We start from the raw sequence: 21,718 nt of genomic DNA, 5'->3' as shown, positions 1-21,718 counted from the left end.
CTACGGCGGAAGAGCCGGCCGGGCGGTCGCGACGGGTCCCAGACCCGCCGAGGAACGTCCGGGCTCCACAGAGCAGGGTGGTGGGTAACGCCCACCCGGGGTGACCCGCGGGACAGTGCCACAGAAAACAGACCGCCCACCGCTTCGGCGCGTGGGTAAGGGTGAAACGGTGGTGTAAGAGACCACCAGCGACCGGGGTGACCCGGCCGGCTAGGTAAACCCCACCTGGAGCAAGGTCAAGATCGGTGCCTTCGGGCGCCGTGCGCGAGTGTTCGAGGGCTGCTCGCCCGAGCTCGCGGGTAGACCGCACGAGGCTGTCGGCAACGGCAGCCCTAGATGGATGGCCGTCTCCCCGGGCCGCGCAAGCAACCCGGGTGACAGAACCCGGCGTACAGGCCGACTCTTCCGCCCCCTGAACGTCGAAGGCCCTCCGGCCCGCGCGCATAGCGCCGGCCGGAGGGCCTTCGTGCGTCCCGTCCCGTCCCGTCCCGGCTCAGGCCGGGCGGGAGCCGACGGCGTCGCGGATCTGTTCGCCGAGGCCGCCGTTGACGCGGGCGCAGTTGGCGCAGCAGAAGAACATGCCGGCCACCTCGACGCCGTGGCCGACGATGCGCACGTGGCACTGTTCGCAGCGGGGGGCGAGTTTCTCCATCGCGCACTCGAAGCTGTCGAAGGTGTAGGTGTCGCCGGTGACCGTCTTGATCTCGAAGGCGAGCCAGTAGTCGTTGCCGCAGGTGACGCAGATGGCCATGGCGGCCGTCTCCTTCCGGTGGGGGCCGGCCCTGGCGGGGCGGCTCCTTCCAGTGTCGAAGGACCGGCGGGCGGCGGCCACCCGGTGGGGCCCGTCCGGCGGGACGGGCCGGACGGCGCAGGGCGGCGCAGGGCGGAGTCGGGCGGGAGCGTCAGGCGGGGCCGGCGGAGAGCTCCTCCAGGGCGCGGACGGCGCGGTCGGCGTCGTCGGCGGCGACGAACAGGTGGTCGTGGTGGAAGCCGGCCACCACGTTGCAGCTGATGCCCCGCTCGGCGAGCCGCCCGGCGACGGCCGCGGTCAGTCCGACGGCCTCCAGCGCGGAGTGGATCTGCAGGGTGATCCAGGCCGCCACGTATTCGTAGCGCAGCCCGAGCGCGTCCGCCTCGTCCTGGGCGACCACCATCGTCACCCCTTCGGGTTCGGCGACGGTCACCACCGGCCGCATCCCGGCGGGCACCTTCGCGGGGAGCGTGCAGTAGACGTACCGCCCCGGGTTGAGCTGCGGGCGCATCCCGCGGAGCAGGGTCGCAAGGTCTCGTTCACCGGCCATACCCGTCACCGTATCGGTTCGTCCGGGCCGGTGCCGTCCGGCGGATGTCCTGTCCCGGCGACGGCCGAGGGAGCTGCGAGCGTGGCGCACACGGCCAGGGCCAACAGGCCCAGCCAGGTGCCGACGCGTGATCGTCTGTTCATGGGCCCGAATGCTGTCGGCGCCGGGTAGACGTGCGATCAACGCGTCATCGGGAGCCTGCTGGACCCCGTGGGTCGCCGGCGGAGCCGTGTCGGTATCCGTTGACGAGCGACAGTCACCGATATATCGTCGAACTATCGAGACGGTGACTCGACTGGCTCGGATACGTCAGATGGAACCTCAAGGAGGTGGGCGCCATGCGCTCAGGAATGCGATTCGGCGGGGAGGGCCCGCGCGGCGGCGGACGGCGCCGTGGGCCGGGCCCGGAGTTCCGGGGGATGCCCGGGGACGGCTTCGAGGGGCGGGAGGCCTTCGGCGGCTTCGGCCCGCCGTTCGGCGGCGGCGGCCCCGGCCGGTCGATGGGCGGCCCGTTCGGGCACGGCTTCGGCGGCCACGGCGGCCGGCGCGGCGGCCCGCACGGGCGGCGCGGCGGCCGGGCCCGGCGCGGTGATGTCCGGGCCTCGCTGCTGGCGCTGCTCAAGGAGCGGCCGATGCACGGCTACGAGATGATCGCCGAGATCACCGAGCGGACCAACGGGGCCTGGCGGCCCAGCCCGGGCTCGATCTACCCGAACCTCCAACTGCTGGAGGAGGAGGGCCTGATCACGGCGGAGGAGGTCGGCGGCAAGCGGCTGGTCTCGCTCACCGAGAAGGGCCGCGCCGAGGCCGAGGCCGGTCCCGCCGAGCCGTGGGCCGAAGCCGGCCGGGAGGTCGACTGGGAGGCCGTCCAGGAGGTCGGCCAGGCGCTCGCCGCGGTCGAGCAGGCGGTCCAGCAGGTCATGCGGACGGGCACCGAGGCGCAGCGCGTCAAGGGCCTGGCGGTGCTGACCGAGGCCCGCAAGAAGCTCTACCTCATCCTCGCCGAGGATGACTGACCGGTGCGGGGGCCGGTCCCGGCGGCAGCCGGTGACAGGGCGGTGCCGCTACTCAAGGGTCGATCACTGCCCAAGGGCCGACCATGGCCCAAAGGTCGACCACTGCTGAGGGGCCGATCATCGCTCAGGGGCGGCCCGCTGCTCAGGGGCGCACCACGAAGAGGGCCACGCAAGCGAGCAGCAGCACCGCCCAGCCGAACCAGAGCCAGCCGTCCGGGCCGATCGTCACGCTGTAGAGGCACACCACCAGCAGCAGCGCCCCCGTCACCCCGGCGACCTGCCGGTTGTGGTGGGCGGCCGCCTGCGCGCGGCTCCTGGAGCGCCGTACGGGGTGCCGTACCGTCCTGGCCATGCCGACCTCCCGGGGAGGGGAAGGGGAGCGGGCGGCCGGTCAGTCCGAGGGTCCGCTGGAGGCCGCCTCGTCGTACTCGTAGCGCCAGAACCAGCTGAGCCCCCGCGTCTGCTTGCTCCGGACGTACACCAGTGTGCGCGCGGCGGAGTCGCCGTGCGCGGGGACCGGAACCTTGTACTTCTTGGGCACGCCGAGCATCGGCCCCAGCGGGATCGGGAGGATCCGCCCGTCCAGGGGGCCGCCGACGAATTCGGTGTCCGCGCTCTTCACCCCTCCAGGGTCTCACCTCCACGCGGTGGCCACGGCGGGAGCACCCCGGGGCGGAGGCCCGGTGAGCGCGGAGTGCCCGGAGTGTGACCGGAGAGGCACCGCCCCCGGTCATCCGGAGGCCCCGCGCACCCTTATCCTTCCTGTTACGCCCTCGGGGTCCGCCCCGGGTCAGCGGGCCCGTACGGGCCGGGCGGGGCGCGTGTCAGCGCGCCCTCCGGCCGTCACCGGCGCGGACAGCGTGCTGCCGCGACAGGCGTACCGAGACCCGGCGTCGGCCGTCCGGTGACCCCGGGCCGCGGTCGGCGGGGCGCGGACAGCAGGGCCGAGCACCACCCCGGGGAAGCAGCGGGGGGCGCCGTGCGTTGCGTCGGAGTGGTACGTCGAACGCTGTGTCGCACCAGGCACGGCAGTTGCGCGGAAGGGGCCCGATGGAAGCCGGCGGCAGGTGGACGACCTGGTGGCAGAAGCGTGACCGACAGCGGGACCGCCCGGGAGGCGCGGACCCGGCCGCCAGACTCGATCAACTGCTCGGCGCGGTACGCGCCGGATTCCCCCTCGCACCCGCCGCCCACCCGGCCGGCTACCGGTGCTCCTGCGACCGGGTGGCCTGTCCGGCCCCGGCCCAGCACCCGGTCTCCTTCGCCTGGCAGACCCAGGCCACCACCGACCCCGAGCAGCTCTCCCGCTGGCTCTCCCGCGATCCCCTGGCCAACTTCATCACCGCCACCGGCCGGGTGCACGACGTGCTGGACGTCCCGGCCGAGGCCGGCCGGCTCGCCCTGGAGCGGCTGACCGCGCTGGGCGTCGAGGGCCCGGTCGCCGCCGTCGGCGAGGACCGCTACCTGTTCTTCACCGCCACCCGGGGCACTCCCCAGGACGAGGACGAGTGGTGGGACAGCGCGCTGGACTCCACCCCGGACACCATGTCCGAGCACCCCGGCCTGCGCTGGCACTGCCGCGGCTCGTACACCCTGCTCCCGCCGGCCGCGCTGCCGGACGGCTCCGAGGTGCGGTGGCTGCGCGGGCCCGAACTGCCGCTGCCGGACCCGCTGCGCGTCCTGGACGTGCTCACCGACGCCTGCACCGAGGTGGGCGCCGTCGCCGAGGAGCAGTGGCTGATCGGCTAGGACGCCCACCGGTCGGGGTCACGGCGGGGCTTCGCGGAGAAGCACTGCGGCAGGGCCTGCCGCAGTGCTTCTCCGCACGGCTTACGGCAGGGTGAGGATTTCCGCGCCGTCCGCCGTGACCACCAGGGTGTGCTCGAACTGGGCGGTGCGCTTGCGGTCCTTGGTGACGACCGTCCAGCCGTCCGGCCAGATCTCGTAGTCGTAGGTGCCCAGGGTGAGCATCGGCTCGATGGTGAAGGTCATGCCGGGCTTGATGACCTCGGTGGCCCGCTCGCTGTCGTAGTGCGGGATGATCAGGCCGGAGTGGAACGACGTGTTGATGCCGTGTCCGGTGAAGTCCCGCACCACGCCGTAGTCGAAGCGCTTGGCGTAGGACTCGATGACCCGTCCGATGACGTTGACCTGACGGCCAGGCTTGACCGCCTTGATCGCCCGGTCGAGGGACTCCCGGGTGCGCTCGACCAGCAGCCGGGACTCCTCGTCCACGTCGCCGACCAGGTAGGTGGCGTTGAGGTCGCCGTGCACCCCGTGGATGTACGCGGTGGCGTCGATGTTGACGATGTCGCCGTCCTGCAGCACGGTCGAGTCCGGGATGCCGTGGCAGATCACCTCGTTGATGGAGGTGCAGACGGACTTGGGGAAGCCGCGGTAGCCGAGGTCGGAGGGGTAGGCCCCGTGGTCGCACATGTACGCGTGGGCGACGGCGTCCAGCTCGTCGGTGGTGACACCGGGGGCGATCAGCTTGGCCGCCTCCTCCATCGCCCGGGCGGCGATCCCGCCGGCGATCCGCATCTTCTCGATCGTCTCGGCGGTCTGCACCTCGGGCCCGGTGTACGGCGTCGGGGCGGGCTTCCCGACGTACTCGGGGCGCGCGATGTGCGCCGGGACCTTGCGGGTGGGGGACTGGATGCCGGGTACGAGAGCCATGGCGGCGAGTCTAGTCGCCGCCCCCGCCCCGGCCCTGCGGTTCCCCAGGCGGTGTGCAGGGCGGCCCGGCCCGGGGAATGATCGGTACCGACCCTTGTGTCCGGACAGGAGAACACCATGCCCCTCGGATTCAACCGCAAGCCGACCGGCAAGCCCGGCGAGTGGTTCTACTGCATCAAGCACGGCAAGGTCGAGGAGGGCCCCGAGTGCCCGGCCAAGGACCGCCTCGGCCCCTACGCCACCCCCGACGAGGCCGCCCACGCCCTGCAGATCGCCGACGAGCGCAACCGCGAGTGGCAGAACGACCCGCGCTGGAGCGACCGGCCGAAGGACGAGGGTGGTGAGTAGGGCGGCGACCGGTCACGCCGGGGCGGCGGTCCGCTGTTCCGTGCGTTCGTGCTCGGCGCGGACGGCCGCGGTGTGCGGGTCGGTGCGGTCGTCGTAGGCGAGCAGGCGGGGCAGGGCGGCGGCGACGGCGAGGACGGCGGCGACGCAGGCCAGGCCGCCGGTCCAGACGGCGGCGCGGGCTCCGAGCAGGCCGGCCATGGTGCCGGCCCGGACCTGGCCGAGCTGGGGGCCGACGGAGAAGCTGAGCAGTTCGACGCCGGCCATCCGGCCGCGGACCGCGTCCGGGATGGACTGGTTCCACATGGTGGAGCGGGCGAGCCCGCTGATCTCGTCCGCGCCGCCGGCCAGCGCCAGTCCGAGCAGCACCACCCAGACGTTCCCGGACAGCCCGGCCAGCGTCATGGCCGCGCCCCAGCCGACCGCGGCGGCCACCAGCAGCCGCCCGTGCCGGTGCACCCGGGACGCCCAGCCGCTGGTCGCGCCGACCAGCAGGGCGCCGACGGCGGAGGCCGCGTACATCGGGCCGAGCGCCCAGTCGGTGCCCAACTCCGAGGCCAGGAAGGGGAAGACGGCCACCGGGAAGGCGAACAGCATGGCGCAGACGTCGATCGCGTAGGTGCCCAGCAGGTCCTTGCGGCTCCACGCGTACCGCACGCCCGTCAACACCGCCCGCACGGAGGGGCGTTCGGCGCCGGTGGCCGGCGGCACCGCCTTGATCCGGACGAGCAGCAGCAGCGAGACGGCGAAGGTCAGCACGTCCAGCGCGTATGCGGTCTGCACCCCCGAGAACGCCACCACGACACCGGCCAGCGCCGGCCCGGCCACCGAAGCGACGTTGTGGTACAGCGACTTGAGGGCGAAGGCGGCCGTCAGGTGCTGGTGCGCCACGATCCGCGGCAGCAGCGAGTCGAGCGCCGGGCGCTGCAGGCCGTCGCAGGCCGCGACCAGTGCGGCGACCAGGTAGATCGGCCAGAGCAGCGGGCGCGGCAGCAGGGCGTTGAGCAGCAGCAGCCCGGCGAGCAGGCCGAGCGCGGCCTCGGAGCGCAGCACCAGCCGGCGGCGGTCCAGGGCGTCGGCGAGGGCGCCGCCCCAGAGGCCGAAGACGATCAGCGGAATGAGTTCGACGGCGCCGATCAGGCCCACCGCGAAGGAGGAGTCGGTGAGCTCCTTGATCTGCATCGGCACGGCGACGTACGTCAGGAAGCTGCCGAAGCTGGTGACGCAGCCGCTCGTCCACAGGTAGCGGAAGTCGCGGGAGGCGCGCCAGGGCGTCAGATCGGGCGTCAGCGAGCGCAGCAGGCCGCGCGGCCGACCGGTATGCGGTGGTTCGTCGTCGTTCACGAACCACCATCCTCGGACGGTCGGTTCCGCGCCCGCAACGGGTTTTTCACCAGCGGTTGATCGTGGGCCCCGCGGTCAGCCGCCCGGCGAGTCCGGCCAGCCGGTCCAGCGCGGAGCGGCGGCCCGGCGGCTGCCCGGCGGCGGCGCTGACCAAGTGCTGGGCGAGGTCGAAGGGCTCCTCGGCGGCGGTGCCGACGCCGAGCCGCTCGTGCGCGAGACCGGCGAGGTCGCCGGTGGCGGAAGCGGTGCCGTCCAGCGCCAGCACCGTCGCGCCGTGCCGGCGGGCGTCCCGCACCCGCTCCAGCAGGGGGGCGCCGGCCGCCCCCGGGGCCACCACCAGCACGGTGGCGCCGCGCCGGGCCTCGGTCAGCCGCCGCAGGTCGTGCGCCAGGTGGGCCGGGGCGGCGGCGGGCGGCCGGTGCCGCAGCAGGGTGGGCGCCAGTCGGGGGACGGCCGACCAGGCGGCCTCGTCCTCCAGGTGGGCGGCCAGGTGCCAGGGCTCGTACGCCTCGGTGCCGACCAGCAGCAGCTCGCCCGCCCCGCGCCGTTCCACCGAGCGCCGCAGCGAGCCGGCGAAGCCGCCGACCGCCTCCAGCCAGCCGGTGCCCGCGAGCCGCTCCCGGAGTGCCGAAACTCTCACCGCGTCCATGCGGGCCAGGATGTCGCGCCGGGTCGGCGATTTGGGAAGATCGGCCCATGACTTCCCTCGAATCAGCGACAAACCCGGCCCACGAGCTGCCGGACGTCTCGCAGTTGGTGGTAGGCGTCCTCGGCGGCACCGGCGACCAGGGGCGCGGCCTCGCCCTGCGGCTGGCCAAGGCCGGCCAGCAGGTGATCATCGGCTCCCGCGACGCCGCCCGGGCCGAGGCCTCGGCCGCCGAGCTGGGCGTCGGCGTGCGCGGCGCCGACAACGCCACCGTCGCCCGGGAGAGCGACGTGGTGATCGTCGCGGTCCCGTGGGACGGCCACGCCGCCACCCTGACCGCGCTGCGCGGGGACCTGGCCGGAAAGATCGTCGTCGACTGCGTCAACCCGCTCGGCTTCGACAAGCAGGGCGCCTACGCGCTCAAGCCGGAGGAGGGCAGCGCCGCCGAGCAGGCCGCCGCACTGCTCCCGGACTCCCGGGTCGCCGCCGCCTTCCACCACCTCTCGGCGGTGCTGCTGCAGGACGAGTCGGTGGAGCGGATCGACACCGACGTCATGGTGCTCGGCGACGACCGGCCCGCGACCGACGTGGTGCGGGCGCTGGCGAGCCTGATCCCCGGCATGCGCGGCATCTACTCGGGCCGGCTGCGCAACGCCCACCAGGTCGAGGCGCTGGTGGCCAACCTGATCTCGGTCAACCGCCGCTACAAGGCCCACGCGGGCCTGCGGATCACCGACGTGTAGTGACCGACCGATGACCGGCGTCGTGTCGGCCTCACCCCTGGGCCCCGCCCGGAGGTGAGGTCGGCGACAATGGGGGGCGGCCGCAACCCGGCCGTCCGTACCCGGTCCTAGGAGCCTCGCCCCATGCCTCGCACGTCCCTCTTCGCCCTGCTCGTCGTCGTCCTCGCGCTGGCGGCCGCCGTGGTCTCGATGATCGAGGGCTTCTGGATCGGGCTGATCTGGCTCCCGCTCGCCGGTGTGGCGAGCAACGTGCTGTGGATGAACCGCCGCAAGGCGAAGATCGCCGAGGCGGCGGCCGCCGCCCGGCAGGGCTAGCTCTTCCAGAAGCTGAACAGGTACCGGCCGACCGTCGAGTAGTCGGTGTCCACGCCGAACAGGCTCATCAGGTCGTGGACGATCCCGAAGAAGAACGAGTTCACCTCGGGCTGCCACAGCAGTGCGAACACCGCGAGCATCCCGTACGGGGCGAAGGGCTCGACCGAGCGCCGGGTCTTGGCCGACAGCCAGGGCTCGATGATCCCGTAGCCGTCCAGGCCGGGCACCGGCAGCAGGTTCAGCAGGGCCGCGCTGAGCTGCAGCAGGCCGAGGAAGCCGAGGGCGCAGGCGAACGGGGAGACGGGCAGCTCGTAGCCGTAGTACGAGGCGTGCAGGTCGGAGTCGTCCAGCCAGCCCGCGCCGACCGGGATCAGCAGCGCCGCCGCGAACACCACGTTCACCAGCGGCCCGGCCGCCGAGATCAGGCTGTGCTTGAGGCGCCCCTGGATCCGGCTGCGCTCGATCCACACCGAGCCACCGGGAAGGCCGATGCCGCCGAGGATCACGAAGACGATCGGCAGGACGAAGCTGAGCAGCACATTGGTGTACTTCAGCGGGTTGAGCGTGAGGTAGCCCTTGGCGCCGACGGTGATGTCGCCGCCGTGCAGTGCGGTGCGCGCGTGGGCGTACTCGTGCAGGCAGAGCGAGACCATCCAGCCCGACACCACGAACAGGAACACCCCGAACCGGGCGTTGCCGTACCCCGAGTACACCGCCCAGGCGGAGGTGCCGAGGGTGGCGAGGAGCACCCAGAACACCGGGCTGATCCGGCGGTCCTCGCTGCGGGAACGCGGCGTGGCGGCGAAGGTCATCTGTGGGGGCTCCGTGAACAGAGGGACGGGGGACTACCGGCTGGGACCGATCATGCCGGGCGGGCCGGTGGCCGGACAAGCCGCCCAGGGGGAACGTCCGAGGGGCGGTGCCCGGTTCCGTCGGGCGGCGGTGCCCGGTGGGGGCCAGCACAATTGTGCGCCCTCGCCGCCGCCGATCGACCAGAATGGACCGGTGCACTACGGCATCCTCGGAACCACCACGGCCCACCACGACGACGGCACGCCGGTCCCGCTCGGCGGCGCCAGGCTGCGGGCGCTGCTCACCGCGCTGGCCCTGCGGCAGGGCCGGCCGGTCCCGGCCGACCTGCTGGTGGACGAGGTGTGGGAGGCCGAGCCGCCGCAGGACTCCTCGGCCGCGCTGCAGACCCTGGTCGGCCGGCTGCGCCGCACCATCGGGCGGGAGCGGATCGGCTCCGGCCCGGCCGGGTACTGGCTGACCGACCCGGCCACCGACCTCGCCGACTTCCAGCGGCTGAGCACCGAGGGCCGCCGCGCCCTCGACGCCGGTGACCACGGGCTGGCCGCCGAACGGCTGCGCGCCGCCCTGGCGCTGTGGCGTGGCCCCGCCCTGGCCGACCTGCCGGACCGCAGCGGGCCGGCCGCCCGGCTGGAGTCCCAGCGGGACGAGGCCCGCCGCCATCGGATAGCCGCCGACCTCGGGCTCGGCCGGGCCGGCGAGCTGGTCGCCGAACTCGCCGAACTGTGCGACCGGCAGCCGCTGGACGAGCCCTTGCAGCTGCTGATGCTGCGGGCCCTGCACGGAAGCGGCCGTACGGCCGAGGCGCTGCGGCACTACGAGCGCACCAGGCGCGCCCTGGCGGGCGAGCTCGGCGCCGATCCGGGGCGGCAACTCCGTTCTTTCCACGCCGAGTTGCTCAACTCGGCGGAAGCCGAACCGGAACCGGAGTCGCAGCCCGGGCCGGCCCCGGAGCGGACGCCACCGGCCCCGGCCCCGGCCCCGGTCGAGGCCGCGCCCCCGCCCGCCGCCCAACTCCCGCGCGCCACCGGCAACCTGCGCGGCCGGCTGACCAGCTTCGTCGGCCGGGAGAGCGATCTCGCCGCCCTGCGCGAGCTGGTGACGGCCCGTCGGCTGGTCACGCTGACCGGCCCCGGCGGCTCCGGCAAGACCCGGCTGTCGGTCGAGGCCGGCCGCGCCGAACAGTCCGCCGGGCAGTGGCCGGACGGCGTCTGGCTGGCCGAACTCGCCCCGCTGGAGAGCCCGGAGGCCGTCCCCGCCGCCGTGGTCTCCGCGCTCGGCCTGCGGGAGATCGTGCTGCACAGCACCAGCATGGTCGCCGAGGTGATGGAGAAGCGCGTCGAGGACCCGGTGCGCCGGCTGATCGAACACTGCGGTCACCGCCGGATGCTGCTGGTCCTGGACAACTGCGAGCACCTGATCCAGGCCGCCGCCGACCTCGTGGACACCCTGCTCGCGGAGTGCCCCGGGCTGACCGTGCTCGCCACCAGCCGGGAGCCGCTGGGCGTCCCCGGCGAGACCGTGCTGCCGGTCGAGCCGCTGCCCGACCCGGTGGCGCTGCGGCTGCTCACCGAGCGGGCCGCCGCCGCCCGTCCCGGCTTCGACCCGCAGGGCGATCCGGAGGCCTGCGCCGAGATCTGCCGCCGCCTGGACGGCCTGCCGCTGGCCATCGAACTGGCCGCCGCCCGGCTGCGGGTGATGACCGCCCGGCAGATCGCCGACCGCCTGGACGGCCGGTTCGCCCTGCTCACCGCCGGCAGCCGCACCCTGCTGCCGCGCCAGCAGACGCTGCGCGCGGTGGTCGACTGGAGCTGGGAGCTGCTGGGCAAGCGGGAACGGGCGGTGCTGCGCCGGCTCTCGGTGTTCGCGGGCGGCTGGCAGCTGGAGGACGCCGAGGCGATCTGCGCCGACGGCACCGGGGTGGTCGCCCCGGAGGTCGCCGACCTGCTGCTCTCCCTGGTGGACAAGTCCCTGCTGGTGGCCGACCTCGCCGACGACACCGGCCAGCCGCGCTACCGGATGCTGGAGACCATCCACGAGTACGCCACCGAGCGCCTCGCCGAGTCCGCCGCCGAACGTGACGCCACCGAGGCCCGGCACCTGGCGCACTTCCGCGCGCTGGTCGCCACCGCCGACCTGAACGTCCACGGCCCGCAGCAGCTGCACTGGCTGACCGTGCTGGAGCGCGAGCAGGACAACATCCGGGCCGCGCTGCGCCGCGCGGTCGACCGCGCGGACGAGGAGCAGGCGCTGGTCATCGCCGTCGGCATGGGCTGGTACTGGTCGCTGCGCGGCTACGGCATGGAGGCCCGCGGCTGGTACACCGCGATCGGCGCGCTCGGCCCGGACCCGTTCGGCCCGGACGCCCCGCAGCCGGTGCCGCTGGAGCGCAACGTGCTCGCGTACGGCGTCCCGATGCCCCGGGAGGTGGTCGAGGAGGCCCGCCGGCTGATCGCGATGTTCCGGCTGATCGGGATGTTCGAGGGGAACCTCGACGTGCTCGGCAACCCGGACGCGGTCAGGACGGCGGAGGCGCTGCTGGACGCCTACACCCCGGAGCACCCGCAGGCCTACCGCTTCCCGGCGCTGATGCGGGTGTTCGGCGCCTTCCTGGCCGGCCGGCTGGACGCGATGCGGGAGCTGATGGACGACGCGGTGCGCGGCTGCGAGGTGCACGGCGATCCGAACGACCTGGCGTTCGCCCTCCAGGTCCGGGCCAGGATGCTGAACGACCTGCCGGGCGGCGAGGAGCAGAGCATCCAGGACGGCGTGCGCTCGCTGGAGCTGTTCGAGCAGGCCGGTGACCTCTGGGGGGTGTCCCAGGCACTGTCGGCCCGCGGCGAGTCGCTGGCCAACCGGGGCGACGCCGCGGGCGCCGCCGCGGCGTACGAGCGGGCGATCGAACTGGCCGAGGAGCTGGGCGCACCGCAGGAGGTGCCGATGCTCCAGGTGAACCTCGGCTGCGCCCTGCTGGAGCAGGACCTGGAGCTCGGCGAGCGGATCATCCGGGAGGCGCTGGCCGCCATCGAGGGCGCGGGGCCCAACCAGTCCGACACCGGCGCCCTGCTGTTCGGCCACCTGACGCTCTGCGGCATCCACGCCCAGCGCGGCGAGTACCCGCAGGCCCTGGCGGGGCTGGCGGAGCTCGACGCGATCACCTCGTCCGGGTTCGTGCCGGGCATCGTGCGCGGGATGCTGCTCAGTGCCCGGGGCTGGATCGTCGCCCGGGCCGGGGATCCGGACGAGGGGCTCGCCCTGCTGCGCGAGGGCCGCCGACTGCTGGTCTCGATGACGGCCGCGAGCGGGTTCGCCGAGCAGATGACGGTCATGGTGGTGCCGGCCGTGGTCGGGGTGCTGCGGGCGTTCGCGCAGCGGGACGGCGACCTGGAGCGGGCCCGGCAGGCGGCCGTGCTGATCGGCGCGCACACGCGGCTGAACGGCCCGAAGGGCGGCTACCTGGACCGGGTGGAGCGCGAGCGCTCGGCGGCCGTCCTGCAGGAGCTGCTGGGCGATGCCGACTTCGAGGCGGCGCACGCGGTCGGTGAGGAGCTGACCCAGCGGCAGACCCAGGAGATGCTGACGGAGCTGATCGGCTGAGGCCTCCCCGGCGTCGCCCGCCCGGCAGGGTTCGCGGGACACGCCCCAGGGGCCGGTCGTACGGGTGCCCGTCCCCTGGTCACCCGTACGACCGGCCCGCGTACCGGCCGGCGCCCTGTCCACGGCCGCCGGCCGGTCCTCGCCCCCGGCTCGCTCAGGTCCGCTTGCGGAAGCGGGCCACGGCGAGCGGGGCGAAGATCGCGGTCGAGGCGGCGGACCAGACCAGCACGATCATCACCGGGTGGGCGACCGCTCCCTGGCCGTTGAGCAGGGCCCGGGAGGCGTCGGCCAGCGCGGACAGCGGGTTGACCTTGGTGAAGGCCTGCAGCCAGCCCGGCATGGTGCTGGTCGGCGCGAAGATCGAGCTGCCGAACTGCATCGGCATCAGGACCAGCATGGAGACGCCCTGGACGGCCTGGGCGCTCTTCAGCGACATGCCGAGCAGCATCGAGATCCAGACGATCGACATGCCGAAGACCAGCGACAGGCCGACCGTGGCCAGCAGCTCCGGCAGGCCGGTCTTCAGCTCGAAGCCGAGGAGGAACGCGAAGGTCAGCAGGATCGCGGAGGAGAGCAGGGCGCGCAGCGTCTCCGCGACGATCTTGGAGAGCAGGACGGAGGCCCGGCCGATCGGCAGGGTGCGGAAGCGGTCCATCACCCCGGTCTGGAAGTCGGTGTTCAGGCCGGTGCCGACGGCCAGCGCCAGCGTCATGCCGGTCTGGCCGAGCAGGCCGGGGATCATGAACTGCTTGTACTGGTCCGGGTCCTGGGCGAAGATCGCGCCGCCGAAGACGTAGACGAACAGCACGGTGAAGATGATCGGCATCAGCACGGCGTCGAACATCGACTCCGGGTCGGCCTTGATCCGCATCAGGTTGCGGCGGGTCAGCGCACCGATGTGGCGCAGGTTGCCGGCCAGGCCGATCCGGGTGTCGTCGGCCGGGAGGCCGCCGGCCCGGGCGGGGGTGAGCGTGGCGGTGGTCATGCGACGGGCTCCTTGACGAGGGCGTCGGCGGACGCGGTGGCCGCGTCGGCGGTGGGCTTGCCGGTGATGGCGAGGAAGACCTCGTCCAGGCTGGGCACCTTGGTGTCGATGCCGGCGATCGCGAAGCCGCGGCCGCCGAGCACCGCGATCACCGCGGTGAGCTGCTCCTCGCCGGTGATCGGCACCGCGAGCAGGCCTTCGTCGGGGGAGATGGTGGCGGAGCCGATCCCGGCCTCGTGGAGGCAGCGGGCCATCTCCGGCAGTTCGGCCGGGTGGGCCGCGCGGACCTGGAGGATCTGGCCGCCGACCTTGGCCTTGAGCTCGGCGACGCCGCCGTTGGCGATCACCTTGCCCCGGTCGATGACGGTCAGCTCGTTGGCGAGCTGCTCGGCCTCCTCCATGTACTGGGTGGTCAGCAGTACGGTGCTGCCCTCGGCGACCATCCGCTGCACCTCGTCCCACACCTCGTTGCGGGTGCGCGGGTCCAGGCCGGTGGTGGGCTCGTCCAGGTAGAGCACCCGGGGGCGGCCCATCATGCTGGCGGCCAGGTCGAGGCGCCGGCGCATGCCGCCGGAGTAGGTCTTGGCGATCCGCTTGGCGGCGTCGGTGAGCGAGAAGCGCTCCAGCAGCTCGGCGGCCCGGGCCTTGGCGTCGCGCCGGGAGAGGTCGAGCAGCCGGCCGATCAGGTAGAGGTTCTCGTAGCCGGAGAGCAGCTCGTCCACGGAGGCGTACTGGCCGGTCAGGCCGATGGTGCGGCGCAGCTGCTTGGGCTGGCTCAGGACGTCGTAGCCGCCGACGAACGCGGTGCCCGCGTCGGGCTTGATCAGCGTGGAGAGCACGCGGACCAGGGTGGTCTTGCCGGCGCCGTTGGGGCCGAGCAGGGCGAGGACGGTGCCTTCGCGGACGGTGAGGTCGACGCCGTCGAGGGCCTTGGTGTCGCCGAAGTGCTTGACGATGCCGTGCACCTCGACGGCGTTCCCGGCAGTTCCCCGCGTGTTCGGGGCGGTGGCGATTCCTGTCATGCCTCCAGGTTGTCCGCCCCGGCTGTCAGCCCCCTGTCGCCGGGGCGGCCCCGCTGTCAGGCCGCTGTCATCCGCCGTCCGGCGCCGTCCGGGCATGACAGCGGCCCCGCTCCGAGCTGCTCGGAACGGGGCCGTGAGGGCCAGGGTCCAGGGGCCGTCAGTGGAAGCTGTGCTCCTCCGCCGGGAAGGCGCCGCCGCGGACCTCCGCCGCGAACTCGCGGGCCGCGTCGCCGAGGACGCCGCGCAGGTTGGCGTACTTCTTGACGAACTTGGGCACCCGGCCGGCGGTCATGCCGGCCATGTCGGTCCAGACCAGCACCTGGGCGTCGGTCTCCGGGCCGCCGCCGATGCCGACGGTCGGGATCGCCAGCTGCTCGGTGACCTGGGCGGCCAGCTCGGCCGGGACGGCCTCCAGCACCACCGAGAAGGCCCCGGCCTGCTGCACGGCCTTGGCGTCGCGGAGCAGCTGGTGGGCCGCCTCGTCGCCGCGGCCCTGGACGGGGTAGCCGCCGAAGGCGTGCACCGACTGCGGGGTGAGGCCGATGTGGGCCATCACCGGGATGCCGGCCTCGACCAGCAGCTCGATCGAGCGGGCGCTGCGCTCGCCGCCCTCCAGCTTGACCGCGCCGACCCCGGCCTCCTTCATCAGCCGGGCCGCGTTGTGCATGGCCTGGGCGGGCGACTCCTGGTACGAGCCGAACGGCAGGTCGGCGACGATCATGGCGCGCTGGGTGCCGCGGACGACGGCGGCGGAGAGCATCACCATCTGATCCATGGTCACCGGCACGGTGGTCTCGTAGCCGAGGTGGCAGTTGCCGGCCGAGTCGCCGACGAGCAGGACGGGGATCCCGGCCTCGTCGAACACGCCCGCGGTGAGGGCGTCGTAGGCGGTGAGCATCGCCCACTTCTCGCCGCGCTGCTTGGCGCCGGCGAGGTCGCGGACGGTGACGCGGCGGTTGGTGACCCCGCCGTAGAGGGTGGCGGTCGACGCCTGGTTCTGGGCAGGCGAAGGCGAAGAAGCGTTCATCGAACGGACTCCTGAAGGGTTGTCGTCTCGTGGCGCCGTACGGCGTCCCCGGATCACCTCCATGCTTGCACGCCCCGGCGCGAGCGCAAAGAGGGGTGTCGTCGCCGGGGTGCGATCCACGCCACACGTCCCGGGGGCATCAGCCGGGCTTTGCCTCGTTTTTACGAAACGGGCTCGTCTCGTATCGTATTGGCCGCTAATCTGTTCCCGGGGGGTTACGAGACGTCCGCGACTCGCAAATGCCCGCCAGTGCCACGCCAACACGGACGGGAAGACCAATGACCACCGCCGCCGCGCCACCCCGTGTGCCGGAAGCCATCCACCGCCGGCGCTGGGCGATCCTCTGCACCCTGGTGCTCGCCCTGCTCGTCGTCGTGCTCGACAACTCGATCCTCAACGTCGCGATGAAGACCATCGCGACCCCGGCCCCGGTCGGACTGGGCGCCACCCAGAGCGACCTGGAATGGTCGATCAACTCCTACACCCTGGTGTTCGCCGGGCTGCTCTTCACCTCGGGCCTGCTCGGCGACCGCTTCGGCCGCAAGCTCGCGCTGCTGGTCGGCATGGTGGTCTTCGGCATCGCCTCGCTGCTGTCCTCGATGTCCGGCTCGCCCGGTGAACTCATCGGCTACCGCGGCCTGATGGGCGTCGGCGCCGCGCTCGCGATGCCCGCCACGCTGGCGATCATCATGAACGTCTTCGAGCGCGAGGAGCAGCCCAAGGCGATCGGCATCTGGGCCGGCGCGGTCGGCCTGGCCATCGCCATCGGCCCGATCACCGGCGGCGTGCTGATCGAGCACTTCTGGTGGGGCTCGGTCTTCCTGATCAACGTCCCGATCGTGATCGTCGCGGTGATCGCGATGGCGATCCTGGTCCCCGAGTCCAAGGACCCCAGCCCGGGCGCCCTCGACCCGGTCGGCGTGCTGCTGTCCATCATCGGCCTGGTCGCGCTGATCTACGGCATCATCAAGGGCGGTGAGCTGGCCGACTTCACCTCCTTCGCCGCCTGGGGGCCGACCCTGCTCGGCGTGGTCGCCCTGGCCTCCTTCGTCGTGTACGAGCGCCGCATCCCGTTCCCCGCGCTGGACGTCACCTGGTTCCGCAACAAGGTGTTCAGCGCCTCCGTGGTGGTGGTCGGCGTGATCTTCTTCGCGCTGATGGGCGTCTCCTTCTTCGGCGTCTTCTACATCCAGAGCGTGCGCGGCTACAGCGCGCTGCAGGCCGGTCTGCTGATGCTGCCGCTGGCCGTCGCCCAGCTGATGTTCGCCCCGCGGGCCCGGCTGGTGGTCGAGCGCCTCGGCGTCGCCGCCACGGCCGCCGGCGGCATGGTGCTGGTCGCGCTCGGCTTCGTCGGCTACACCGTGCTGACCGCCACCACCCCGATCTGGGTGCTGATCGTGCTCGGCCTGGTGATGGGCACGGGCATGGCGCACGTGATGCCGCCGGTGACCGTCGCGATCATGGGCTCGCTGCCCCGCGAGAAGGCCGGCGCCGGCTCGGCCGTCAACAACACCTTCCGCCAGGTCGGCGGCTCGCTCGGGGTCGCCGTGCTCGGCGCGGTGCTCTCCACCGTCTACCGCGACGGGATGTCCGACACCCTCACCCGTCTGCCGGAGAACCTGCGCGACAAGGCGGGCGAGTCGCTGGAGGCCACCCTGGCCATCGCCGGCCGGATCCCGGACGGCAAGGGGCAGGCGCTGATCGCCCCGGCGAACGACGCCTTCATCCACGCGATGCACGTGGTGGCCTCGCTCTCCGTCGGCATCTCGCTGGTCGGCGCGCTGGTCGCCTGGTTCCTGCTCCCGCGCCGCACCGCCGCCCCCGGCGGTCCGGGCAAGCCGGGCGCCGTGGGCGGGCCGGCCACCGAGCAGCCGGGCCAGGCCCGGGAGTCCGCGGCCGCCTGACCCCGGCCGTTCGACCCGGGGGCGCCTGACCTGCGGGCGACTGAGCGACAATGGCCCTGCCGACCGGTGACTCCGGCCGGCGGGGCCCCGGCCGGGGCGGGGGCGGACCCCCGGCGGCCGGACCGACGGAACCACCGACGGCGCCCGCGCGCCCGGACCACCGAGGGAGAGACAGCGGGGATGAGGACGGACACGCCGAGCGCCGACACCGGGCAGCCCTGCGCGGCGGTACGCCGCGGCAGACCCCGCAGCGAGGCCGCCGAGCAGGCCATCTTCACCGCCGTCGAGGACCTGATGGCCGACGGCAACACGCTGTCCGAACTCACCATCGAGGGCATCGCCACCGCCGCCGGCGTCGGCAAGGCCACCATCTACCGGCGCTGGCCCAACAAGGAGGCCCTGCTGGTCGAGGTGGTCAGCCGGCTGGAGGAGCCGATGCCGGCCCCCACCGGCGGCGGCGCCCGCGAGGACCTGATCGCGATGGTCGACTACATCCGCCGCCGCGGCCTGGCCAAGCGCACCCGCTGGGTGCTCAAGGCCGCGCTCGGGCAGATGCAGACCCTGCCCGAGCTGTACACCGCCTACCGGGAGCGGGTGGTCAGGCCCCGCCGCGAGGCCGGGCTGCACCTGATCCGGCAGGCCGTCGCCGAGGGCGTGATCCGCGACGACCTCGACGTGGAGCTCCTCGGCGACCTGCTGATGGGGCCGATCCTCTACCGCAGCATCCTCTCGGAGGACTCCGACCTGGACGACCCGAACCTCGCCCGCCGACTGGTCGACTCCGTCCTCGACGGCGTCGCGCCCCGCTGAGGTTCACTCCTTCGTGCCCGGACGTGGCCTGTCTCACCAAAGCGGGCCACGCCGGAACCCGCTCCCGGGGCCGCGCGTCTGTCCCGGCATAGGCTGAGCCGGGTATCCGATCAAACCGGCACCGGTCCGGCGCCGCGCCCGTTCTCCCACGGACCGGACCCCGGACCGGCGACGGCACGAACGAACGGGAGCCACGGCATGGCGCAGGCGGACAGCACCGAACGGACCACGGCCCGTGCCGGTGCGAGCGCGGCGACCGGCCGTACCGGCGGCTTCCTCGGCCTGCGGGACTGGGGCCGGGACGCCCGCGGCGCCAACACCTGGCGGCGCGGGCTGCTGGTCGCCCTGCTGGCCCTGCTCACCGCGGTGCTGCTGGCCTTCCACGCCGAGGTGCCCAACACCGTCGGCAACCTCGGCAGCCTGCTGGAGACCTTCCTGCCCTGGGTGGGCCTGGCCGTCCCGGTGCTGCTGGTGCCCGCGCTGCTGCGCCGCTCCGCCACCGCGCTGATCGCCCTGCTGGTGCCCACCGTGCTGTGGGTCAACCTGTTCGGCGGGCTGGTCTCCGACAAGAGCGGCGGCAAGGGCGACTGGACGGTGGTCAGCCACAACGTGGAGGCCGGCAACACCGACGTCCCGGGCACCATCCGCGGCCTGATCGCCTCCGGCGCCGAGATCGTCGCCCTCCAGGAGCTGGCCGGCTCGCAGCTGCGGGCGTACGAGACCGGGCTCGCCGGGACGTACCCGCACCACACCGTGGAGGGAACGGTCGGTCTCTGGTCGAAGTACCCGATCGGCGACGCCTCCCCGGTGGACCTGAAGATGGGCTGGACCAGGGCGTTCCGGGCCCAGGTCAGCACCCCGCAGGGCCCGCTCGCGGTGTACGTCGCCCACCTGCCGTCCGTGCGGCTCAAGGCCGAGGGCGGCTTCACCGTCAACCAGCGGGACGTCAGCGCCCAGGCGCTCGGCGACGCGATCCAGGCCGAGCCGGTGAAGAAGGTGCTGCTGCTCGGCGACCTCAACGGCACCATGAACGACCGCAGCCTGGCGCCCGTCACCTCGCAGATGCGCTCGGCCCAGGGCGCGGCCGGGGACGGCTTCGGCTTCAGCTGGCCCGCGGCGTTCCCGATGGCGCGGATCGACCAGATCATGAGCAAGGGCGGGCTCCGGCCGGTCGACTCCCGCACCCTGCCCCGGGACGGCAGCGACCACCTCGCGGTGGTCGCCGCCTACAAGTACCAGTAGGCGCTAGCCGCGGCGCCAGCGGTTGGTGATCGGCAGCCGGCGGTCCCGGCCGAAGTTCTTGACCGAGATCTTCGGGCCCGGCGGGTACTGGCGCCGCTTGTACTCGGCGGTGTCGACCAGCCGGACCACCCGGTCCACCACGGCCGGGTCGAAGCCGGCCGCGACGATCGCGTCCCGGCCCTCGTCGTCCTCGATGTAGCGGGCCAGCACGGTGTCCAGCAGGTCGTAGTCCGGCAGCGAGTCGCTGTCCACCTGGTCCGGCCGCAGCTCGGCGGACGGCGGCTTGGTGATGGTGTTCTCCGGGATCGGCGGCACCTCGCCGCGCCGCTCGGCCTCCTCGTTGCGCCAGTGGGCGAGGCGGAAGACCAGCGACTTGTAGACGTCCTTGATCGGGCCGTAGGCGCCCACCGAGTCCCCGTACAGGGTCGAGTAGCCGACCGCCAGCTCGCTCTTGTTGCCGGGCGCGAGCACGATGTGCCCCTCCTGGTTGGAGATCGCCATCAGCAGGGTGCCGCGCAGCCGGGACTGGAGGTTCTCCTCGGCCAGGCCGGTGAGTTCGACGGCACCGAGGTAGGCGTCGAACATCGGGGCGATGGAGACCGTCCGGAAGTGCAGCCCGGTGCGGCGGGCCAGTTCGGCCGCGTCGTCCCGGGAGTGCTGGGAGGAGTAGCGGCTGGGCATCGAGACGCAGTGCACGTTGTCGGCGCCGACCGCGTCCACCGCGATCGCGGCCACCAGCGCCGAGTCGATGCCGCCGGAGAGGCCGATCAGCACGGACCGGAAGCCGTTCTTGGCCACGTACGCCCGGGTGCCGGCGACCAGCGCGGCCCAGATCTCGGCCTCGTCGGACAGCCGGGGCGCGATGCCGGCGGCGGGCCTCCCGGCGGGGGCCGGGGCCGGCTCGTCGCTCAGCTCGGTGCGGACCAGGTGCAGCCCGTCGCTCAGCAGCAGGCCGTCGGTGTGGTCGCTGTCGGCGGCCGGCAGGTCGAGGTCCAGGACCAGCAGGTGCTCCTCGAACTGCGGTGCGCGGGCCAGGACTCCGCCGTCCGCGCCGACCACGATCGAGTCGCCGTCGAAGACCAGCTCGTCCTGGCCGCCGACCATGTTGACGTACGCCAGGGCGCAGTCCGCCTCGGCCGCGCGCCGCTGCACCAGCTCCAGCCGCTGGTCGTCCTTGTTCCGCTCGTACGGCGAGCCGTTGAGCACCAGCAGCAGCCCGGCCCTGGCCTCGCGGGCGGCGCTGACCCGGCCGCCGTCCTGCCAGATGTCCTCGCAGATCGCCAGCGCGATGTCCACCCCGTGCAGCCGCAGCACCGGCAGCTGGTCGCCGGGGACGAACCAGCGGTACTCGTCGAAGACGCCGTAGTTGGGCAGGTGGTGCTTGGCGAAGCGGGTGAGCACCCGGCCCCGGTGCAGCACCGCGGCGCAGTTCTGCGGCGAGCCCGCGGGCCGGCCCAGCCGCGGCGAGGCGTGCTCGGAGCGCCCGAGGTAGCCGACCACCACCGGCACCTCGCCCAGTCCGTCGTCGGCCAGCCGGCCCGCCAGCCGGACCAGGGCGCCGCGCGAGGCCTCCACGAAGGAGCGGCGCAGCGCGAGGTCCTCGACCGGGTACCCGGTCAGGGCCATCTCGGGGAACGCGACCAGCTGGGCGCCGGCCTCCACGGCCTGCTTGGTCCAGCGCACCACCTCATCGCTGTTGCGGGCGAGGTCACCGACCCAGGGGTCGATCTGGCTCAGGGCGAGACGGAGAGTGGGCATGTCCGGAAGTCTAATCGTCTAACTGACACAATGTCCTGTGAGGATCGTCCGGGGCGAGCGCTGAGGGGGTCTGCCCTGCCGTGGTCCGCGGGGATCGGCCATGATGGGGGCAATCGCTTTACGAGGTCTTTCGGGGGCCTTCCGGGCGTAACACGCGCGTAAAGAGCAGAGGTGAGA

Annotated in this window: 21 protein-coding genes and 1 other RNA gene; 10 read left to right on the top strand and 12 right to left on the bottom strand. The window is 73.3% G+C overall.

Going from position 1 to position 21,718, the window contains the following annotated elements; translation table 11 throughout:
• Positions 1 to 10 precede the first annotated feature (10 nt).
• Positions 11 to 408: RNase P RNA component class A (gene rnpB / locus ACZ47G_RS12075), an RNA gene on the top strand.
• 85 nt (positions 409 to 493) lie between these two features.
• Here the strand turns inward: rnpB and ACZ47G_RS12070 are convergent.
• Together ACZ47G_RS12070 and ACZ47G_RS12065 are read right to left on the bottom strand one after the other, a co-directional pair.
• On the bottom strand, positions 494 to 751 hold the full coding sequence (locus ACZ47G_RS12070) for a Prokaryotic metallothionein (RefSeq protein ID WP_380454557.1): 258 nt from the start codon (positions 749 to 751) through the stop codon (positions 494 to 496).
• Between the two features lie 151 nt (positions 752 to 902).
• On the bottom strand, positions 903 to 1,301 hold the full coding sequence (locus ACZ47G_RS12065) for an ACT domain-containing protein (protein WP_465741590.1): 399 nt from the start codon (positions 1,299 to 1,301) through the stop codon (positions 903 to 905).
• A 338-nt stretch (positions 1,302 to 1,639) separates the two neighbouring features.
• Between ACZ47G_RS12065 and ACZ47G_RS12060 the strand changes: the two genes are divergently transcribed.
• Positions 1,640 to 2,317, top strand: coding sequence for a PadR family transcriptional regulator (locus ACZ47G_RS12060; protein WP_465741588.1), 678 nt, complete (start codon positions 1,640 to 1,642; stop codon positions 2,315 to 2,317).
• Positions 2,318 to 2,459: 142 nt separating this feature from the next.
• Here ACZ47G_RS12060 and ACZ47G_RS12055 read toward each other — a convergent pair whose 3' ends face one another.
• Both ACZ47G_RS12055 and ACZ47G_RS12050 read right to left on the bottom strand, forming a co-directional pair.
• A complete protein-coding gene (locus tag ACZ47G_RS12055) occupies positions 2,460 to 2,669 on the bottom strand; it encodes a hypothetical protein (protein ID WP_465741586.1) in 210 nt (69 codons plus the stop codon).
• 39 nt (positions 2,670 to 2,708) lie between these two features.
• Positions 2,709 to 2,939: a hypothetical protein gene (locus ACZ47G_RS12050; protein ID WP_465741584.1), complete on the bottom strand. Its 231-nt coding sequence runs from the start codon at positions 2,937 to 2,939 to the stop codon at positions 2,709 to 2,711.
• 428 nt (positions 2,940 to 3,367) lie between these two features.
• Between ACZ47G_RS12050 and ACZ47G_RS12045 the strand changes: the two genes are divergently transcribed.
• Positions 3,368 to 4,066, top strand: coding sequence for a bifunctional DNA primase/polymerase (locus ACZ47G_RS12045; protein ID WP_465741582.1), 699 nt, complete (start codon positions 3,368 to 3,370; stop codon positions 4,064 to 4,066).
• 81 nt (positions 4,067 to 4,147) lie between these two features.
• Here the strand turns inward: ACZ47G_RS12045 and map are convergent, their stop codons facing one another.
• Complete coding sequence (map, locus tag ACZ47G_RS12040; protein WP_380454548.1) at positions 4,148 to 4,993, bottom strand: type I methionyl aminopeptidase; 846 nt, start codon at positions 4,991 to 4,993, stop codon at positions 4,148 to 4,150.
• Positions 4,994 to 5,110: 117 nt separating this feature from the next.
• Between map and ACZ47G_RS12035 the strand changes: the two genes are divergently transcribed.
• Positions 5,111 to 5,341 carry a hypothetical protein gene (locus ACZ47G_RS12035; RefSeq protein WP_465741580.1) on the top strand — a complete coding sequence of 77 codons (231 nt, stop codon included), beginning with the start codon at positions 5,111 to 5,113 and terminating at the stop codon, positions 5,339 to 5,341.
• 12 nt (positions 5,342 to 5,353) lie between these two features.
• Here ACZ47G_RS12035 and ACZ47G_RS12030 read toward each other — a convergent pair whose 3' ends face one another.
• Positions 5,354 to 6,682, bottom strand: coding sequence for an MFS transporter (locus tag ACZ47G_RS12030; RefSeq protein ID WP_465741578.1), 1,329 nt, complete (start codon positions 6,680 to 6,682; stop codon positions 5,354 to 5,356).
• A 46-nt stretch (positions 6,683 to 6,728) separates the two neighbouring features.
• Positions 6,729 to 7,331, bottom strand: coding sequence for a hypothetical protein (locus tag ACZ47G_RS12025; RefSeq protein ID WP_465741576.1), 603 nt, complete (start codon positions 7,329 to 7,331; stop codon positions 6,729 to 6,731).
• A gap of 47 nt (positions 7,332 to 7,378) precedes the next feature.
• Here ACZ47G_RS12025 and npdG point away from each other — a divergent pair, with 47 nt between their 5' ends.
• Positions 7,379 to 8,071 (top strand): NADPH-dependent F420 reductase, encoded by a 693-nt coding sequence (gene npdG, locus ACZ47G_RS12020; RefSeq protein ID WP_465741574.1) that lies wholly within the window; start codon positions 7,379 to 7,381, stop codon positions 8,069 to 8,071.
• Between the two features lie 123 nt (positions 8,072 to 8,194).
• Positions 8,195 to 8,386 carry a hypothetical protein gene (locus tag ACZ47G_RS12015; protein ID WP_465741572.1) on the top strand — a complete coding sequence of 64 codons (192 nt, stop codon included), beginning with the start codon at positions 8,195 to 8,197 and terminating at the stop codon, positions 8,384 to 8,386.
• Here ACZ47G_RS12015 and ACZ47G_RS12010 read toward each other — a convergent pair.
• Positions 8,383 to 9,198, bottom strand: a complete 816-nt coding sequence (locus tag ACZ47G_RS12010; protein ID WP_465741570.1) for a site-2 protease family protein — start codon at positions 9,196 to 9,198, stop codon at positions 8,383 to 8,385. The two genes, ACZ47G_RS12015 and ACZ47G_RS12010, sit on opposite strands and share 4 nt — an antisense overlap.
• Before the next feature lie 193 nt (positions 9,199 to 9,391).
• On the opposite strand from ACZ47G_RS12010, the gene ACZ47G_RS12005 reads away from it, so the two are divergent.
• Positions 9,392 to 12,793 carry an AfsR/SARP family transcriptional regulator gene (locus ACZ47G_RS12005; protein WP_465741568.1) on the top strand — a complete coding sequence of 1,134 codons (3,402 nt, stop codon included), beginning with the start codon at positions 9,392 to 9,394 and terminating at the stop codon, positions 12,791 to 12,793.
• A gap of 154 nt (positions 12,794 to 12,947) precedes the next feature.
• Here the strand turns inward: ACZ47G_RS12005 and ACZ47G_RS12000 are convergent, their stop codons facing one another.
• From ACZ47G_RS12000 to panB, 3 genes are all read right to left on the bottom strand, one after another.
• Positions 12,948 to 13,778 (bottom strand): ABC transporter permease, encoded by an 831-nt coding sequence (locus ACZ47G_RS12000; protein ID WP_465741566.1) that lies wholly within the window; start codon positions 13,776 to 13,778, stop codon positions 12,948 to 12,950.
• Complete coding sequence (locus ACZ47G_RS11995; RefSeq protein ID WP_465741564.1) at positions 13,775 to 14,800, bottom strand: ATP-binding cassette domain-containing protein; 1,026 nt, start codon at positions 14,798 to 14,800, stop codon at positions 13,775 to 13,777. Before ACZ47G_RS11995 ends, ACZ47G_RS12000 begins: the two co-directional genes overlap by 4 nt.
• Before the next feature lie 157 nt (positions 14,801 to 14,957).
• Positions 14,958 to 15,827, bottom strand: a complete 870-nt coding sequence (gene panB, locus ACZ47G_RS11990) for a 3-methyl-2-oxobutanoate hydroxymethyltransferase (protein ID WP_380455878.1) — start codon at positions 15,825 to 15,827, stop codon at positions 14,958 to 14,960.
• Between the two features lie 278 nt (positions 15,828 to 16,105).
• On the opposite strand from panB, the gene ACZ47G_RS11985 reads away from it, so the two are divergent.
• The 3 genes from ACZ47G_RS11985 (at position 16,106) to ACZ47G_RS11975 (ending at position 19,783) form a co-directional block, all read left to right on the top strand.
• A complete protein-coding gene (locus ACZ47G_RS11985; RefSeq protein WP_465741562.1) occupies positions 16,106 to 17,731 on the top strand; it encodes a DHA2 family efflux MFS transporter permease subunit in 1,626 nt (541 codons plus the stop codon).
• Positions 17,732 to 17,911: 180 nt separating this feature from the next.
• Complete coding sequence (locus ACZ47G_RS11980) at positions 17,912 to 18,541, top strand: TetR/AcrR family transcriptional regulator (RefSeq protein ID WP_465741560.1); 630 nt, start codon at positions 17,912 to 17,914, stop codon at positions 18,539 to 18,541.
• A 198-nt stretch (positions 18,542 to 18,739) separates the two neighbouring features.
• Entirely contained in the window at positions 18,740 to 19,783 is a 1,044-nt protein-coding gene (locus ACZ47G_RS11975; RefSeq protein WP_465741558.1) for an endonuclease/exonuclease/phosphatase family protein, read from the top strand.
• 3 nt (positions 19,784 to 19,786) lie between these two features.
• Here ACZ47G_RS11975 and ACZ47G_RS11970 read toward each other — a convergent pair whose 3' ends face one another.
• Positions 19,787 to 21,541, bottom strand: coding sequence for an NAD+ synthase (locus tag ACZ47G_RS11970; protein ID WP_465741556.1), 1,755 nt, complete (start codon positions 21,539 to 21,541; stop codon positions 19,787 to 19,789).
• Positions 21,542 to 21,718 lie beyond the last annotated feature (177 nt).

It is taken from the genome of Kitasatospora sp. NPDC030952 (assembly GCF_055571335.1).
This window is presented reverse-complemented; position numbering and strand designations above follow the sequence as displayed.